The organism is Pseudoalteromonas sp. G5_S1_14_S5 (assembly GCF_054968605.1).
On the sequence record NZ_JBQKUM010000050.1, the window covers coordinates 19,154 to 35,988 of the forward strand.

13 protein-coding genes are annotated in these 16,835 nt (G+C 45.2%); 11 read left to right on the forward strand and 2 right to left on the reverse strand.

Annotated elements, in window-relative coordinates; translation table 11 throughout:
- Positions 1-196: 196 nt before the first annotated feature.
- Positions 197-2,974, reverse strand: coding sequence for an insulinase family protein (locus ACTRWI_RS15180; RefSeq protein ID WP_499132540.1), 2,778 nt, complete (start codon positions 2,972-2,974; stop codon positions 197-199).
- A gap of 305 nt (positions 2,975-3,279) precedes the next feature.
- Here ACTRWI_RS15180 and sixA point away from each other — a divergent pair, with 305 nt between their 5' ends.
- Entirely contained in the window at positions 3,280-3,744 is a 465-nt protein-coding gene (sixA, locus tag ACTRWI_RS15185) for a phosphohistidine phosphatase SixA (RefSeq protein ID WP_499132542.1), read from the forward strand.
- 101 nt (positions 3,745-3,845) lie between these two features.
- Here sixA and smrB read toward each other — a convergent pair whose 3' ends face one another.
- Positions 3,846-4,376 carry an endonuclease SmrB gene (smrB, locus tag ACTRWI_RS15190; RefSeq protein WP_063523588.1) on the reverse strand — a complete coding sequence of 177 codons (531 nt, stop codon included), beginning with the start codon at positions 4,374-4,376 and terminating at the stop codon, positions 3,846-3,848.
- A 62-nt stretch (positions 4,377-4,438) separates the two neighbouring features.
- Between smrB and prmB the strand changes: the two genes are divergently transcribed.
- From prmB to hflX, 10 genes are all read left to right on the forward strand, one after another.
- Positions 4,439-5,371, forward strand: a complete 933-nt coding sequence (prmB, locus tag ACTRWI_RS15195) for a 50S ribosomal protein L3 N(5)-glutamine methyltransferase (protein ID WP_499132544.1) — start codon at positions 4,439-4,441, stop codon at positions 5,369-5,371.
- 225 nt (positions 5,372-5,596) lie between these two features.
- The gene (locus ACTRWI_RS15200) at positions 5,597-6,238 is read left to right on the forward strand and encodes a LysE family translocator (protein ID WP_063523586.1); all 642 of its coding nucleotides are present in this window, start codon (positions 5,597-5,599) and stop codon (positions 6,236-6,238) included.
- Positions 6,239-6,751: 513 nt separating this feature from the next.
- Positions 6,752-8,209, forward strand: a complete 1,458-nt coding sequence (locus tag ACTRWI_RS15205) for a protein adenylyltransferase SelO (RefSeq protein ID WP_499132546.1) — start codon at positions 6,752-6,754, stop codon at positions 8,207-8,209.
- Between the two features lie 152 nt (positions 8,210-8,361).
- On the forward strand, positions 8,362-9,090 hold the full coding sequence (locus ACTRWI_RS15210) for a response regulator (RefSeq protein ID WP_499132547.1): 729 nt from the start codon (positions 8,362-8,364) through the stop codon (positions 9,088-9,090).
- A 16-nt stretch (positions 9,091-9,106) separates the two neighbouring features.
- Positions 9,107-10,552: an ATP-binding protein gene (locus ACTRWI_RS15215; RefSeq protein ID WP_499132549.1), complete on the forward strand. Its 1,446-nt coding sequence runs from the start codon at positions 9,107-9,109 to the stop codon at positions 10,550-10,552.
- A gap of 110 nt (positions 10,553-10,662) precedes the next feature.
- Positions 10,663-11,910, forward strand: a complete 1,248-nt coding sequence (locus ACTRWI_RS15220) for an ABC transporter substrate-binding protein (RefSeq protein ID WP_499132551.1) — start codon at positions 10,663-10,665, stop codon at positions 11,908-11,910.
- A gap of 181 nt (positions 11,911-12,091) precedes the next feature.
- Positions 12,092-13,030, forward strand: coding sequence for a carbohydrate ABC transporter permease (locus tag ACTRWI_RS15225; RefSeq protein WP_105059181.1), 939 nt, complete (start codon positions 12,092-12,094; stop codon positions 13,028-13,030).
- Positions 13,027-13,884 (forward strand): carbohydrate ABC transporter permease, encoded by an 858-nt coding sequence (locus tag ACTRWI_RS15230; protein WP_499132553.1) that lies wholly within the window; start codon positions 13,027-13,029, stop codon positions 13,882-13,884. Before ACTRWI_RS15225 ends, ACTRWI_RS15230 begins: the two co-directional genes overlap by 4 nt.
- Positions 13,885-13,890: 6 nt before the next feature.
- A complete protein-coding gene (locus tag ACTRWI_RS15235; RefSeq protein ID WP_499132555.1) occupies positions 13,891-15,003 on the forward strand; it encodes an ABC transporter ATP-binding protein in 1,113 nt (370 codons plus the stop codon).
- A 267-nt stretch (positions 15,004-15,270) separates the two neighbouring features.
- Positions 15,271-16,638, forward strand: a complete 1,368-nt coding sequence (gene hflX, locus ACTRWI_RS15240) for a GTPase HflX (RefSeq protein ID WP_499132557.1) — start codon at positions 15,271-15,273, stop codon at positions 16,636-16,638.
- Positions 16,639-16,835: the final 197 nt, after the last annotated feature.

A 16,835-nucleotide genomic window follows, 5' to 3' on the forward strand; every position in this document is an offset into this window, starting at 1 on the left:
TTTCTCTAGAATGACGATAGAGAGATAGAAAGTAAGCTATTGCGTTGGTGAGACAGGTAATCAAACGCACCTCCATCAAAACTAATGTCATCCCCTAAAGCGACGAAGGTGCATAATAGGAGATCTGCTTTTGTGCTTTACCCAATAAAAAAGGTTGATGTTTTCACATCAACCTTTTGAATTGTTAGCCCGTTAATTAGCCCAGTTTAGTATCTTTCGGGCGCAACTGAAATTCATCAATAGAACCAATCTCGACACCTGCGGATAGTTTCTCTTCCTCGCTATGAGCGTTGCCGTGTGCGTGCATAATCAGTCGGTTAGCAGTACGTGGCTTAAGCTGACTAACCACAAAACGCATCATGTCTGAACGAGTGAGCCCTTTGAGCTCTTCTAGTACTAGCTCTCTCTGATTGAACTCCAAGTCCTTATTGCCTATCGCAACCCATAAACGCTGGGCACGCCCTCGCAATGTAGTATCTGGTGTTGATATTTGATTCCAAAGGCCTCGTTTACTGCTGTGCCATTGGTAATCGTTCAGCTCCAGCAACACCATGTAAAAGGCGTTGAGAAACTCATCGATTGAGACCAGTAAATCAGCTGGAGCCGCATTCGGCGATTGCACATAAAGCACAATGCCAGGGTGTCGATTCAGAGGCATATTGCCGGTACCCACCATGTAGCCCAGTTGTTGCTTGGTGCGTATTTCATGGAAGAACGTCGCCGACATCAAATGGTTAGCTAACGAATACAGTGCGATATTCTTAGGTGAAATATCAGGGCATTGATAGTAAACCACGATCGCTGAATCATCTTGATTGCAGACTACTTCACGCTGGAAGCTACCGTTTTCACCCAACATGATTAGCGGGCGCAAAGACTCTTCATAAGCCTGGTCTTGAACTCGTAGGGCATCCTTAAGTGTTTCAGCCATCTTGTGGGCATCAGCTTGTCGCCAGTCGCCATATACAAACATTTCAACATGAAGCTCGGCCAAAATAGCTTGAACAAATGAAGAGAGTTCATCGACTTCAATGGTTTCTAACGCTTCAATTAACACCGCATAAGGTGGGTTGTTGGGCTGTAAAATCCCCGTCATTGCGTTAAACAGTTGTGAAATTGGGCGGTCTTGCGACGCGTTATTCCAGTTTCTGAGAAGTTGATGCTTAATGGTTTCAAAGCGTGTTGGACTAAAGTCTCGCGCTTGAAAGCGCTCTAGGATCATATTTAGCAGTTGTGGCTGCTTTTCACTGAATCCAGAGAGTGTCAGTGTGACGCCACCTTGATGGGTATACATGTTGTAACCCATGCCCGCGATCTCAGCCTGATAGGTCTCTTTTTCCAGCGAATCTAGGAACATTTCGACACATAAGCGTGTCTTGACGATATTTCTTGGGCTCGCAACTGAATGTGGACTATCGATGGCAATATACACCACGCCTTTTGGGACTCTAAACCGGTGATCCTGTAGATGCCATAGCTTAAAACCATCGAGCTCTTGTAACAGCTGCGGATGCTCAGCGTCACCTTCAAGTTCTGCTGGGTCTAAGTCGTAGCAAATAAATGGATTTTTACCGGGGAGCTCAAACTGCCAACCGGGATTAATGCAGGTGAAGCATTGAATTTGCTCAGCTGTAAAAGGAGTCACTGAGTAAGGCGTAAAGTACCATTTTGCTTCTCTATCATACTCAAAACCTTTGGCAATAATGGTCGCACGCATATTGTCGACGGTTAAGTAAGGAAGCAGTGAACGTTGTAGATCTTCGTCGAAATGCGACATTTTATAGTCGCCATACACCACATCTTGCTGTTGATAGTGTTGCATGTTGATAACTAAATGGCTGACGACATCGAGCGGTCTTGCTGGCTCTTGAAAACGGAAAGCGGATTCTAAAACGGCACGTTTTTCAAGGTAACGCCACTCTTCAATCCCTCGTTCCTCAATCAACTTGATATATTGGAACACCGCTTGGATGATGTGGTCTGTTTTGGTTAAGCCGTCGATAGTTAGTGAGCAACTCACCGTGAAATCACGATAGTTACTGCCGCTAGCGCCACCGCCAGCAGAGAGTGATGTTATCCAGCCTTTCTCTTTGAGCTGTATCATCAAACTGCCTTCACCTTCGTAACCTAATAGGTGTGCGAAGAATGACAGTGGTTTGACACCGTAGTGTTCATCCATGCTCGGCATAGGGAAGGTTAAGGTCAGTCTGCGGACATCCTTGATCGGTTCTACGTGTACCTGAACTCCAGTACTCAATTCGCCAACAATTGGCACCTTAACCATTTTGCCTTGAAGGTTGTGATTGGGGATGGAGCTAAAGCGCTTCTCAACCCAGTTTTGCATATCATCTAATGGTTGATTGCCAGACAGCGTCAGGGTCATTAGGTCTGCAGAGTACTGCTGCTGGTGGAATGTGAGAATCTCTTCGCGAATGGTGAAGCCATTTCTGTCACCTAACGTATCGATATTACCGACAGAAAACTTCGAGAATGGGTGGTTGTGATTAACCAGCTCTTTGGTAACTTGATAAAGGCGTCGCGCATCGTCGTTGAGTTTCATCTTGTATTCAGAATCAACGGCTTGGCGCTCTTTATCTAGCGCTTCTTCGTTAAACAGAGGAGCAGTAAAGAATTGGCTAAATCGATCGAGGGCGCTCTCAAATGCATTTAATTCAACGTCAAAAAAGAAGCAGGTGTGCTCTGTTCCAGTCCAGGCATTATTGCTGCCACCATGTTGGCTGATAAAACTTTGGAACTCTCCGACCTTTGGATACTTTTCAGTTCCTAGAAATAGCATATGCTCTAGGTAATGTGCTAATCCTTCTCGGTCGGCAGGATCATCAAAGTGCCCGACATTAACGGCGAGTGCAGCTGCAGCTTTTTGAGCACTATGGTCTTGAACCAAAAGTACTCGCAATCCGTTATGTAAGGTGAGGTAACGGTATTGATGTTCATCATTGGGGCTTAAATGCACTGGAGCATCTCCGTAGAAGGTGGTTTTTAAATTATGTACCCGATGGTTCGACGTGCAAACCTTGTGATCATATTTTGGGATATGAAGTGCTTTTTGGGCGACTTCTGAATCACTTTGTCGATTTTTATCAGTGATTTATTTTCTTTTAACAAGATTGTTAAGAAAGTCGAACTCTTTAGCAAGTGACTTGATATAATTATTTATTTAGACTGCGGCTCCCTCTGGATTGAGGGCCAAACGCTAAGTAGCGTTTCGCTGATATGGGATATATCGACTTTCGAAATGTTACGTAGACAGGACTGAACATGAAAATATTCATAATGCGCCATGGTGAAGCAGAACATTTTGCTAACACGGACGCGGAACGAGCGTTAACTAAGCGCGGTAAAATGGCGTCTCTTGCGGTGGCTCAAGCTGCAAACGAGCAGGGCATTAGCGAGTTCGATAAAGTACTAGTGAGTCCATACTTGAGGGCACAAGAAACGTGGTTAGAGATCTCTCAGGCGTTTTCTGGAAAGAAAGTAGAAACCTGTGATGACATCACGCCTTATGGAATGTCTGACGATGTGTTTGATTTGGCCGTGGCAATGGCTGAAGTAGAAAAACTAGAGACCATTTTATTTGTTTCTCATTTACCTCTAGTGGGCTACTTAACTGCTGAATTTGCAACCGGTATGGCGCCACCGATGTTCCCAACATCAGGTTTAGCGTGTATTGAATTCGACCTTGAGACACAAAAAGGCGAGCTGCTGTGGAACATCAACCCATAATTTAGGGTTTGATAAGACATAGTGCGACAGCCAGAATAGAAAAGGGCACCTCAGTAATTGGGGGCCCTTTGTTATTTGGTGTGATGTGATCACGACTCGTTCTATTTCTCTGGAATAGAGAGCAACACTAACAGTGCACCATTGCCGCCAAACTCAAGAGGCGCTTGGTGAAAAGCCATTACATCTGGATGTTGAGCCAACCACAAAGGCACTTTCTCTTTTAAGATGTGCTTACCGATGCCGTGCTGAACACATGCACACGCGACACTTTCTTTGACACAATGTGCGATCATGGCGCCAAGCTCGCGTTTGGCTTCTTGTTGAGTCATGCCATGCATGTCTAGATAGACGTCTGGCACATAGACACCACGACGAAGTCGTTTCACTTCATACTTGGAGACATCGTCACGCGCATAGCGTGTTGGACCCTCTTCGCTAAGGTGCGGAATGAACTCATCTGAGAAATAAAACTCGCTGTCACTGGCTTGTCTTGCCGTTCGAGTAATTTCTTTTTGTTTGGCATTTCTTTTTGGCTGCTGGATTATGGTATCCTGTTGCAACTTTTTAACGCCCTTTACTGCATCGCTGAACAGGGCGAAATCGTCATCGAAATCGGTGTCTTTTTTGCTCATCAGGTTATGAATTCTAATTTGAAACGTAATTAGCAGTATTGTAGCGCTTTTCGGAGACAATTTTGGATAAGATTTTTGTAGAAGAAGCGGTATCAGAACTACACACGCTTCAAGATGTGATTCGTTGGACTGTTAGCCGCTTCAATGCAGCAGGCCTATTTTATGGTCACGGCACTGATAATGCGTGGGATGAGGCGGTACAACTTATTTTACCAACTCTTTATCTGCCGATTGATGTTCCTTCACATGTATTGAACTCTCGCCTAACGAGCAGCGAGCGTCTGCGCATTGTTGAGCGTGTAATCAAGCGTATCAATGATCGTACACCAACGGCTTACCTAACGAACAAAGCTTGGTTCTGTGGTCTTGAGTTCTTCGTCGATGAGCGTGTACTTGTGCCTCGTTCTCCAATTGGTGAGCTTATCGAAGCTCAGTTCCAACCTTGGTTAACTGAAGAGCCGACTCGCATCATGGATCTATGTACGGGCAGTGGCTGTATTGCTATCGCTTGTGCACATGCATTCCCGGAAGCAGAAGTTGACGCAATTGATATCTCTACCGATGCATTGCAAGTTGCAGAGCAGAACGTTCAAGATCACGGCATGGATCAACAAGTGTTCCCAATCCGTTCAGACCTTTTCCGTGATCTGCCAAAAGAGAAATACAACCTGATCGTATCTAACCCGCCATACGTGGACGAAGAAGATATGAACAGTCTGCCAGATGAGTTTACTCATGAGCCAGAACTTGGCCTAGCAGCAGGTTCTGACGGACTTAAACTGGTTCGCCGTATCCTAGCTAACGCGCCAGACTACCTGACTGATGACGGTATTCTGATCTGCGAAGTAGGTAACTCAATGGTTCACATGATGGATCAGTACCCTGAGATTCCATTCACTTGGATTGAGTTCTCTAATGGTGGCCACGGTGTCTTCATGATGACTCGCGAGCAGCTAGTTGCTTGTGCTGATGAGTTCTCTATCTACAAAGACTAGGGAATGATGGTTAGTTTTTAGCTTAGTAGTTGCTATGACTTTCTATTTGAAACGTTTTAATTTAAACGCCATGCATTGCTGCATGGCGTTTTTTATGGCCTAGATTAAAGATGTTTGTATTCATATCGAAGACGTTAAGTGCAATATTTAGTTGATTAATATGAGGGCTTATTACATATTGGTGTTTAATATTTAGTCTTTTTAGTGAGTTAAGGAGAATTCACGATGAGCTTTGATACATGGATTTACTATCTGCTAGCCGTGCTGATCTTGACGGCATCCCCAGGCCCAAGTTCTTTATTGTGCATGACCAAAGGTGTGCAATCGGGCTTCAAATTATCGATATTTACTGCCTTGGGTAGCCTAACGGCGATTACCGGAATCCTCACGCTATCGTTTACGGGACTCGGTGTAATTATTGCTTCTTCTGAAGTGGTATTTAATGTCATTAAATGGACGGGTGCTGCTTACCTTATTTTCCTTGGATGGAAGTCGTTACGCTCGAGCCAGCAAGATTATGACCAACTACCAGGTCAGGAATCAGAATCTAAAGTCGTTAAAGAGAGTGTCCTTTCTCACTATGTAAGTGGCTTTATTGTCGGCGCCAGTAATCCTAAAGCGATTCTGTTTTTTACCGCACTTTTCCCACAGTTTATTGACCCATCACTCGCGTTATTACCACAGTTTGCCGTCTTTGCCTCAACCTTTGCTGTGATGGAGCTGTCTTGGTTATTGGTCTACGCGTATTTAGGCGCAAAGTCGTCGAACTGGTTGTTTGCTAAAGGTCGTGCCAAGGTTTTCAATCGTGTGACAGGAGGCGTGTTTATTGGAGCAGGAGCACTGCTTTCAACGACAAGTCGAGCTTAACTCTATGATTTATCAAAGGGGTGAATAGTTACAGAAACTTCTTGGTGCTGTCATAAAAGGTTAACATTAATATGTTTGCTGCTTTTGGCAAAAAGCCGATATATTGTTGTTATACCATCACGTTCTCAAGGAGAGGCATATGCAGCATCAAGAAATGATTCAACACAGCAACTTTGGCGTTATCAGCCGTACTTGGATTTTCTCTACCCTTTCTCTAGTGGGTATTCTTGCTCTAATGTAGTCAGCTTAATGGCTCTATATTTTCAGTTTTTATTATGAACATACTTGTAAAAAAGTTTTCAAAGTTAGAACTCTTTCTTCAATAAATGTGGCTTTTCTCAACAGCTTAGCCACTTAACTTCTTCTAAACTGCTTCTTTCCTCTAGCAAAGCCTTTTTCTTAATCGATTAAGCAAGCAACCTTTTCCGAAACTATCTATCCCTATAACCTGATCTGAAGTTGTTACTAAACTGTGATAATCTTAAATTATCTTTTATCTACAGTGTACCTCTCATGTCTGTCTGGGATTCTATTTCATTTAACAATCGATTTACTGCACTGCCTCGGCTGTTCTATACCCCAATCCAACCAACTCCGTTAAGCAATGTCCAATGGCTCGCCTGGAATCATAACCTTGCAACCGAATTTGGCTTTCCGTCATTTGAGAGCGCTTCAGAAGAATTGCTGGATACCTTATCTGGCAATGTGGAACCAGAGCAATTTTCTCCGTTAGCCATGAAGTACGCAGGTCATCAGTTTGGTGCTTATAACCCTGATTTGGGCGATGGAAGAGGACTGTTGTTAGCTCAAGTTGTCGCTAAAAGTGGTGAAACGTTCGATTTACACCTAAAAGGTGCGGGTAAAACACCATACTCACGAATGGGAGATGGACGTGCGGTTATCCGATCGACTGTGCGCGAGTATCTATGTAGTGAAGCAATGGCAGGGCTGAATATTCCAACGACTCGTGCGTTGGCAATGATGACCAGTGACACGCCGGTTTACCGAGAGAAACAAGAGTGGGGCGCATTGTTAGTGCGTGCTTCTGAATCACACATCCGTTTCGGTCACTTTGAGCACCTGTTTTACACAAATCAGTTGGTTGAACATAAATTGTTGGCCGACAAAGTCATCGAGTGGCACTTCCCTGAGTGCCTAGATGAAGAAAAGCCATACGCAGCTATGTTTAATCAAATCGTTGACCGCACCGCAGAGATGATTGCATTGTGGCAAGCAAATGGTTTTGCTCACGGGGTGATGAACACGGATAACATGTCGATCATTGGACAAACCTTCGATTACGGTCCATTTGCCTTCCTAGATGAATATGATCCACGCTTGATCTGTAATCACTCCGACTACCAAGGGCGCTACGCATTCAATCAACAACCAAGAATCGGGATGTGGAATTTATCGGCGTTGGCACATGCGTTGTCACCGTTGGTGGAGAGGTCTGATTTAGAAGCGGCACTGGAACAGTACGAGCCACAAATGAATGGCTACTTTAGTCAGTTGATGCGTAGAAAACTCGGTCTGCTTTCCAAGCAAGAAGGTGACAGCCGCTTGTTTGAATCTATGTTCGAGTTAATGTCGCAAAATAAAGTGGATTACCCTAGGTTCTTTAGAACTCTGTCGAATCTAGACAGTGTGCCTGCTCAGGAAGTTATTGATCTAGTCCTCGACCGTGATGCTGCGAAGTTATGGGTAGATAACTATTTGCAACGTTGTGAACGTGAAGAGAGTTCGGCTACAGAGCGCTGCGAAAAGATGAGGCAGGTAAATCCTAAATACATTCTCAGGAACTATTTGGCTCAACTTGCAATTGAAAAGGCCGAACGTGGTGATAGCAGTGATGTTGATGCTCTGATGGTGGTACTTGCGGACCCATATGCAGAGCACCCCGATTACGAATATTTAGCAGCCTTGCCACCGGAATGGGGTAAAGACATGGAGATCAGCTGTTCGTCTTAAATCGGCTTATCAGTATAAAACCAACAGATAGCGGTCGCTTAGTTGTGATCTCTATCTGTTTGCTCTTCTAATTTTACAAACATATCAATAATCAAAAACTCGACCTGCCTATACACTATGTGAATAAGTTGTAAATTTTATAGGTTTGGGCGATGCCAACAAATACTCGAATTCTCGTGGTGGATGATGATCAAGAAATCAGCGAGTTGCTGGAAGAGTACCTTTCAAAATCGGGCTTCGATGTCTCTTCGGTTGGAGATGGGGCTGAACTAGAAACTCATCTACAAAGCCAAGGTTATCCTGACCTGATACTTCTCGATGTAATGCTTCCTGGTGACGATGGTTTTACCTTGTGTCAGCGCGTTCGTAAAAATTCTAATGTGCCTATCATTATGCTGACTGCGGTATCGGATGAAACCGATCAGATCATTGGTTTGGAAATTGGTGCCGATGACTACATCGCCAAACCGTTCAGTCCGCGCCAGTTAATGGCTCGTATTAAGGCCTTGCTACGACGCGTTCAAGTGGTCGATGACAAGCCGAGTGACGCATTACCTAAACAGATCATCTTTGGTGATTGGACGCTCGATACTCTTGCGCACCGAATCTCACACAATGAAAGCGCTGAAGAGATGGATTTATCGGGCAGTGATTTTTCACTGCTAATGCTGTTTCTAACTCGCCCAAATGAGGTGCTAGACCGAGACACTATCTCTTTTGCGACCAGAGGACGTGAAGCACTGCCTTTTGAGCGCGGCATTGATGTGCAGTTAAGTCGTTTGAGAAGCCGACTAGGTGATAGCGCTAAATACCCACACTACATCAAAACCATGCGTGGTAACGGCTATATATTGGCTGTACCTGTGCATTATGAACATTGATTAAGAAGAACTGCTTATGAAGTGGTTGAGAAGTTTAAAGCCAAATTCCTTGGTTGCTCGAACCTTGCTTTTGACCTTGCTAGCCGTCGTCATCGCGCAAGGTATCGCAACCTCGATTTGGTATAGCGAATCCAAACATAAAGAGTTAGAAGGTATTCGTTCGGCTTCATCGAGCATGGCTAACATGTTTGCTTCCACAGTGACCTTCTTTCAGTCTTTGCCCGTCAAATACCGCCACATTGTGTTAGACCAAATCCGCAATATGGGGGGGACGCGATTCTTCGTCTCTTTCAATAAAGAGGCTTTGATTGTTGAGCCGATCCCCGATACCCGCTTAAAAACCGCATCGATAGAAGCGATAGAGAGTGTCTTGAGTAGCAAGCTTAATAAGGTGGAATCAGTTCGTGTCGATTTCTCTCGCCCAGAACATCTTCGCTTGCTCAAAAATGATATCTACTTGAGCGATCTCCCGCGATCGTGGGCGCATCATACCTTAACCTTAGAGCCTCTTAATCCACCGATTCTAGTTGTTCAGATTGAGTTAGCCAGTCATGAATGGGTTTACATTGCAGCACTGCTGCCAGCTCCCTACGTCAAACTGGATGACACTATTCTTGGTCGTGAACAGGTGATCTTCTTGCTCTCATCAACGTTGATTCTGCTGGTGTTGACGTACTTAATGATTCGCCGCCAAGTGCGCCCGCTTAAAAAGCTCGCAAGGGCTGCTAACGAGATGAGTATGGATATTCAACAACCTCCGCTAAACGAAGAGGGGGCGACTGAACTGGTCACGGCGACTCGGGCGTTTAATCGGATGCAGCAGCGTATTCGTCGTTATGTGGCCGATAGGGAGCATCTATTCTCTGCTATCTCTCATGATCTAAAGACACCCATCACTCGGCTTAGGCTGAGAGCTGAACTGTTGGAAAGCGAAGTTAAGAAAGAGAAGTTCAACAAGGATTTGGATGAGCTAGAGATGATGGTCAAAGGTGCTCTGCAAGCGGTAAGAGATACCGACCTTCATGAAAATAACGCCATTATCGACCTTAATGATATGGTTGCTTCGGTTCTTGAATCGCATAACCAGCATCAAACCTTAGTAGAGTTTGAACCCATCGTAGTTGAGCCGTTAGTCGCTAAGCCGTTAGCGATTAAACGTGTGCTGACCAATCTTATCGACAATGCAGTGAAATACGGCACATCCGCTAAGGTCGATATCAGTAGCGATTCTGTGTGGGTCATCGTGACGATTCAGGACCACGGTAAAGGAATCCCAGAAGACAAACTTGAGTTGGTGTTTGAACCATACTTTAGGCTTGCTACCGACGATCAAGGGCACGGTTTAGGGCTCGGGATCTGTCGAAATATCCTGCATGGACACGGCGGAGATCTCATTATTCGTAACTCCCCTCAAGGCGGCTTAGAAGCCAAAGTCTATATCCCACGTGGTCTAGAAGTGTAATGTAACAATTGTGTTACATTGGGCTTACCTTTTGTTTCAATCTTATAAATTAGAATAAGTAGACTCTTTATTGAACCGGGCGTCGAGTCCGCTAAACATGGAAGATTATAATGAAAATCAATAAAACCCTACTTACTCTATCTCTTGTTGCTGCCTCAACATTTTCTCAAGCTGGTGAAGTGGAAGTGCTTCACTGGTGGACTGCTGGTGGTGAAGCCAAATCCGCTGCAGTACTTAAAGAGATGATTGAAGAACAAGGTCATACTTGGAAAGATTTCGCAGTTGCTGGTGGCGGCGGTGAAAGTGCGATGACCGTTTTGAAGACACGAGCAGTATCCGGTAACCCGCCATCTGCCGCACAGATCAAAGGTCATGATATTCAGGAGTGGGGTGGTTTAGGTTTTCTAACGTCTCTCGATGCAACCGCGAAACAAGAAAAATGGGATGACTTGCTACCCGCTGTTGTTACCAAAGTGATGAAATGGGACGGCGAATATGTAGCAGTTCCTGTGAACGTTCACCGTGTTAACTGGCTTTGGGCAAACCCAGAAGTGCTCGAAAAATCAGGTGTGACGGTTCCAACTACCTTAGATGAGTTCTTTGTTGCAGCAGATAAGATCAAAGCAGCAGGTTTTATTCCTCTGGCGCACGGCGGTCAACCTTGGCAAGACGCGACTATCTTCGAGGCTGTGGCACTTGATGTACTCGGCAGTGAAGACTACAACAAGGCGTTCGTTGATTTAGATATGGACGTTTTATCTGGCGACAAAATGGTCGAAGTGTTCACCAAGTTCAAAAAGATGCGTGACTACATCGACAGTAACTCTCCAGGTCGTGACTGGAACGTAGCGACTTCAATGGTTATCAATGGTGAAGCGGCAATGCAAATCATGGGTGACTGGGCGAAGGGCGAATTTACTGCTGCAGGCAAAGTGCCAGGCAAAGACTACATCTGTGCACCAGCTCCGGGTACTGACGGCCAATTTACTTTCAATATCGATAGCTTTGCCTTCTTTGAGCTAGGCGACAAAGAGAATCAAAAAGCGCAACAAGATCTTGCGAAAACCATCCTTACTAAAGACTTCCAAGAAGTCTTTAACCTAAACAAAGGCTCGATTCCAGTTCGTCTTGATATGGACATGTCTAAGTTCGACCAATGTGCGTTGGACTCAATGGCAACCTTCAAAGCGAGTGCGGAATCTGGTGACCTTGTACCGAGTATGGCTCACGGCCTATCTACAACAAGCTACGCTCAAGGCGCCATCTATGACGTTGTGACTAACTTCTTCAACGAAAAAGATGCCGATCCTAAAGAGGCAGCAACTAAGTTAGCGAAAGCGGTAAAAGCGGCTATCTAACCTAGCTTGATAAGCAATATAAACAGAACACGAATTACTGAGTATGTTGCTTATCCCTAACCCCCAGGGTGGGTAGGTTCGTAGGGAGCCTATCCGCTCTTCATCTCAATTCTGATATGCGTGATGCTGATGTGGTGCCGAGAGGTAAGCCATTGGCTCAATTGTGCAACAAGGAAAAGTTATGGAGCATGTTTTGACTGAGTCGACTCCAAAACCGACAAGGAGCCAGCCTGCACCAAAGCCCAGTTTTGCTGACAGGTTACAACATTGGTTACCTAAGATTGTGCTAGCACCGACCGCGTTGGTGACTGTGGTATGTATCTACGGCTATATATTCTGGACGGCAGCGCTGTCGTTTACTAATTCTCGATTTCTACCTAGCTTCAATTTTGTTGGCTTTACTCAATATGAAAAGCTGATGGAGAACGATCGCTGGATAACCTCAATCACCAACCTCGGTGTGTTTGGGATCCTATTCATGGTGATTGCCATCGTATTGGGTGTCGGCTTGGCGATTTTGCTTGACCAGAACATTCGTCAAGAAGGCGCGATTCGTACTATCTACCTTTACCCAATGGCGCTGTCATTCATTGTGACGGGTACGGCGTGGAAGTGGATTCTGAATCCAGGTTTAGGTATTGAAAAACTGATGCAAGATTGGGGCTTTACCGACTTTAAATTTGACTGGTTGGTCGACTCTGAAATGGCGGTCTACACCCTGGTGATTGCCGCGCTTTGGCAGTCGTCAGGCTTTGTGATGGCGATGTTCTTAGCTGGCCTGCGTGGTATCGATTCTTCGATCATTAAAGCGGCGCAAATTGACGGTGCTAGTCTACCCACTATTTATCTCAAAATCATTTTACCTTGCTTGCGACCTGTGGTTTTCAGTGCGGTGATCATTACTTCACACATTGCGATTAAGAGCTTCGACCTTGTGACAGCAATGACGGCAGGTGGCCCAGGTTATTCATCGGATCTTCCCGCGCTATTCATGTACGCACACTCATTCACACGTGGACAAATAGGCCTCGGCGCTGCCAGTGCCATGATGATGCTAGCCGGTATTCTAGCGATTCTGGTGCCTTATCTTTACTCTGAGCTTAGGGAGAAAAAGTCATGATGAACAACATCAACTTTGCTCGAATGTTTATCTATTCGGCGCTGCTTTTCTTCTTCTTGGTTTACCTAATGCCGCTGTTCGTGATGGTGCTGACCTCATTCAAAACCCTGCCAGATATTAAGGCGGGTAACTTGATGAGTTTACCAAAAGAGTGGGTGTTCGATGCTTGGTATAAAGCGTGGGACAGCGCTTGTACTGGCGTGAAGTGTGAAGGGGTGAAAGGCTATTTCTGGAACTCGTTCCAAATGGTGATTCCTGCGGTCGCTATCTCAACGCTACTGGGTGCATTCAATGGCTACGTGGTCACTAAGTGGCAGTTCCGCGGTTCAAACCTGTTCTTCAGTTTGCTGCTATTCGGTTGCTTCATTCCATTCCAAGTGGTGCTGTTACCTATGGCGACGGTACTTGGCAAAATGGGCTTAGCAAACACCACAGTTGGTCTGGTACTTGTGCACGTTATCTACGGCATGGCGTTTACGACGCTGTTCTTCCGTAACTTCTACATCTCGATTCCAGATGAGTTGATCAAAGCGGCAAAATTGGATGGTGCGGGCTTTTTTACCATCTTCTTTAAGATCTTATTACCGATCTCAACACCGATCATCATGGTGACGGTGATCTGGCAGTTCACTGCAATCTGGAACGATTTCTTGTTCGGGGTGGTGTACTCAGGCTCAGAGACTCAACCAATCACCGTAGCATTAAATAACTTAGTCAACACCAGCACAGGCGTTAAAGAGTACAACGTCGATATGGCTGCTGCGATCATCGCCGCACTGCCAACATTGTTGGTGTATGTCTTCGCAGGAAAATACTTTGTTCGTGGCCTAACGGCAGGATCAGTAAAAGGATAATTACCCATGGCAACATTAGATTTAAAACAGATCCGTAAAACCTATCGCAACGCGGACAACGAAACGTTAAAGGGCATCGATATTAGTATCGATTCGGGGGAGTTCTTGATACTTGTCGGCCCTTCGGGGTGTGGAAAATCCACCCTAATGAATACCATTGCAGGGCTAGAAAACATTAGCTCGGGTGAAATCGTGATTGATGGTGTCGATGTCGCTCAGGTTGAACCCAAAGATCGCGACATTGCGATGGTGTTCCAATCATACGCACTTTATCCAAACATGACGGTGCGCGGTAATATCGCCTTCGGCTTGAAGATCCGCAAGATGCCGCAGGACGAGATCGATGCTGAAGTGAATCGCGTTGCTGAAATGCTGCAAATCGAGGAACTGCTAGATCGTAAACCATCACAGCTGTCGGGTGGGCAACGTCAACGTGTAGCGATGGGGCGTGCACTGGCGCGTCGTCCTAAGCTATATCTGTTCGATGAACCACTCTCTAACTTGGATGCAAAACTGCGTGTGGAAATGCGCCATCAGATTAAGCGCCTACATCAAAAGCTCAACACTACGATTGTTTATGTAACCCATGATCAAATCGAGGCAATGACGCTGGCTGACCGTATTGCAGTAATGAAAGATGGTGAATTGCAGCAGTTAGGCACGCCACAAGAGATCTATACCAAGCCAAGCAATATGTTTGTGGCAGGCTTTATGGGGTCACCATCGATGAACTTCATCAAGACCATGGTAGATCTCGACGAGGAGCAGAACCCGATCATTAAAGTTATTGGTACCGCTGATCAAGAGCACCATATTAGACTGCCGAAAAGTATGCGTGAACAAGACGGCAAAGAAGTGGTGATTGGTCTGCGCCCAGAGCATATTACTGAGCAACAAGGTGATGATCTATCAGCAACCACTAAACTGGACTTGCAACTGGAAGTGTTAGAACCGACAGGGCCAGATACGATTGCGATGGTGAAAGTAAACGATCAAGAAGTGGCGTGTCGTTTATCACCGGAATTTGAAGTCTCGGTAGGGCAGGTGGCACCACTGCATTTCGACTTGTCGAAAGCGGTATTCTTTGATGCACAGACTGAAGCGAGAATTGATTTCTAGTTTTTGAGTCAGTCGCTCAATTAAAGGCTAAGCTTAAAATAAGGCAGTATCACTAATTCGAAATTGAAAACGTGATGCTGCTTTTTTCTGTTTTAGCTCATTTTATTTCCTAATCAAAACAGGGGGATAAACGAGATGAATAGATTAACTGAAATAATATCGCCAATTAGTCACGGTTAGCTCTATAAAGCGAACTGAGAACAGCGTAGGATCGCGCTACTTTAGACCCAATACTAGGTGCACTTTTGTGCATAGACAGAATAAAACATGAAACTAACAGCAAAACCCTCCGCTAGTAACGCTTTACTTATCTCTATTACGACGCCTGATTTTAAAGGTGACGAAGCAAAAGAGTCTCTTGCTGAACTTGCTCGATTAGTGACAACCCTAGGGTTTAAAGTGGTCGGTACTCAGTCACAACACCACAGTTCCACTCAACGACAAAACGTATTGGGTGCAGGTAAGCTTGCAGAAATTGCTCACCTAACTGGTTACCAAGGTTCGATTCAAGAAGTGGAAGACGAAGACTTTATCGATGAGTCTTTTGACTTTCATGCTGGTATTGATGAGCTCGATTTTGACGACCTGCCATCTGAAGAGATGGAGTTTGGTACCGCTGATGTTGTGGTATTTGACTGTGATCTGAGCCCTTCTCAACTGCGCAACGTGGAAGCTCATCTGGGTGTCGAGGTGTTTGACCGCACTGGTATCATCATCGAAATCTTCAGTCGCCACGCCCGTACTCGTACCGCACGTCTGCAAGTTGAAATCGCTCGCCTAAATTACTTAGTACCTCGACTTCGTGAAACAGCCGACGGAGACAAAGAACGTCAGATGGGTCAGGGTGCTGGTGAAACCTCACTAGAGCTTGACCGTCGTAAAGTACGCGACCAAATTGCTGCGCTTAAGCGTGAGCTGGTAAGTGTACAAGATGAAATGAAGAACCGACGCACTAAGCGTTCAGAGCTTTTCACCGTTGCTCTAGTAGGTTATACCAATGCGGGTAAATCTTCGATGATGCGTGCAATGACCGCAACGGAAGTGAGTGGTGAAGACAAACTGTTCGCAACCCTAGATACCACTGTTCGTGCGCTTCAGCCGATCACTCAGCCGCGTATTCTTGTGTCAGATACGGTTGGTTTCATTAAGAAGCTGCCACATGATCTGGTTGCTTCATTCCACTCAACGCTTGCGGAAGCAAACGACGCGTCACTGCTACTATATGTAGTTGATGCCTCTGACGCTTCATTCCGTGCTCAGCTCGATGTAGTACACGAAGTATTGGCGCAAGTGGGAGTTGAAGATAGTGAAAAACTCTTGATACTGAACAAGTGCGATAGATTGAGTGAAGAGCAGAAGCTAGCGTTGATGGACGAATTTCCAGATGCGATGCTGACGTCAACTCGTGATCCTCTGGATATCACCAAGCTTCATAAATATATCGTGAGCGTGGCTGAACAAGGCATGATCGAAGAAGAGATCACGATTCCTTATTCTGGACAAGGCATCATTGGTGAGATCCGCTCAAACATGAGCGTGGTGAAAGAAGAGTACGACTACGAGTGTATTAAGCTGACGGTACGTTCAAGTGCCATTGATTTAGCACGACTTAAAAAGCGTATGAAGAACTCGTAATCATCTGATTCAGAGAATATTTCAATATCCTATTAAGATAACCAGATCCAAAGAATCTCTATGTGAGGTTGTCACTTTGTTTACCTAAGTGGTGGCCTTTATTTTTCCTCCTCACATTTATTTCATCATTGATAGTTTGGTCAACTCCCACCCATTAATATTATGCATCGTTCAGCGTTTAATACCACTCAATATTA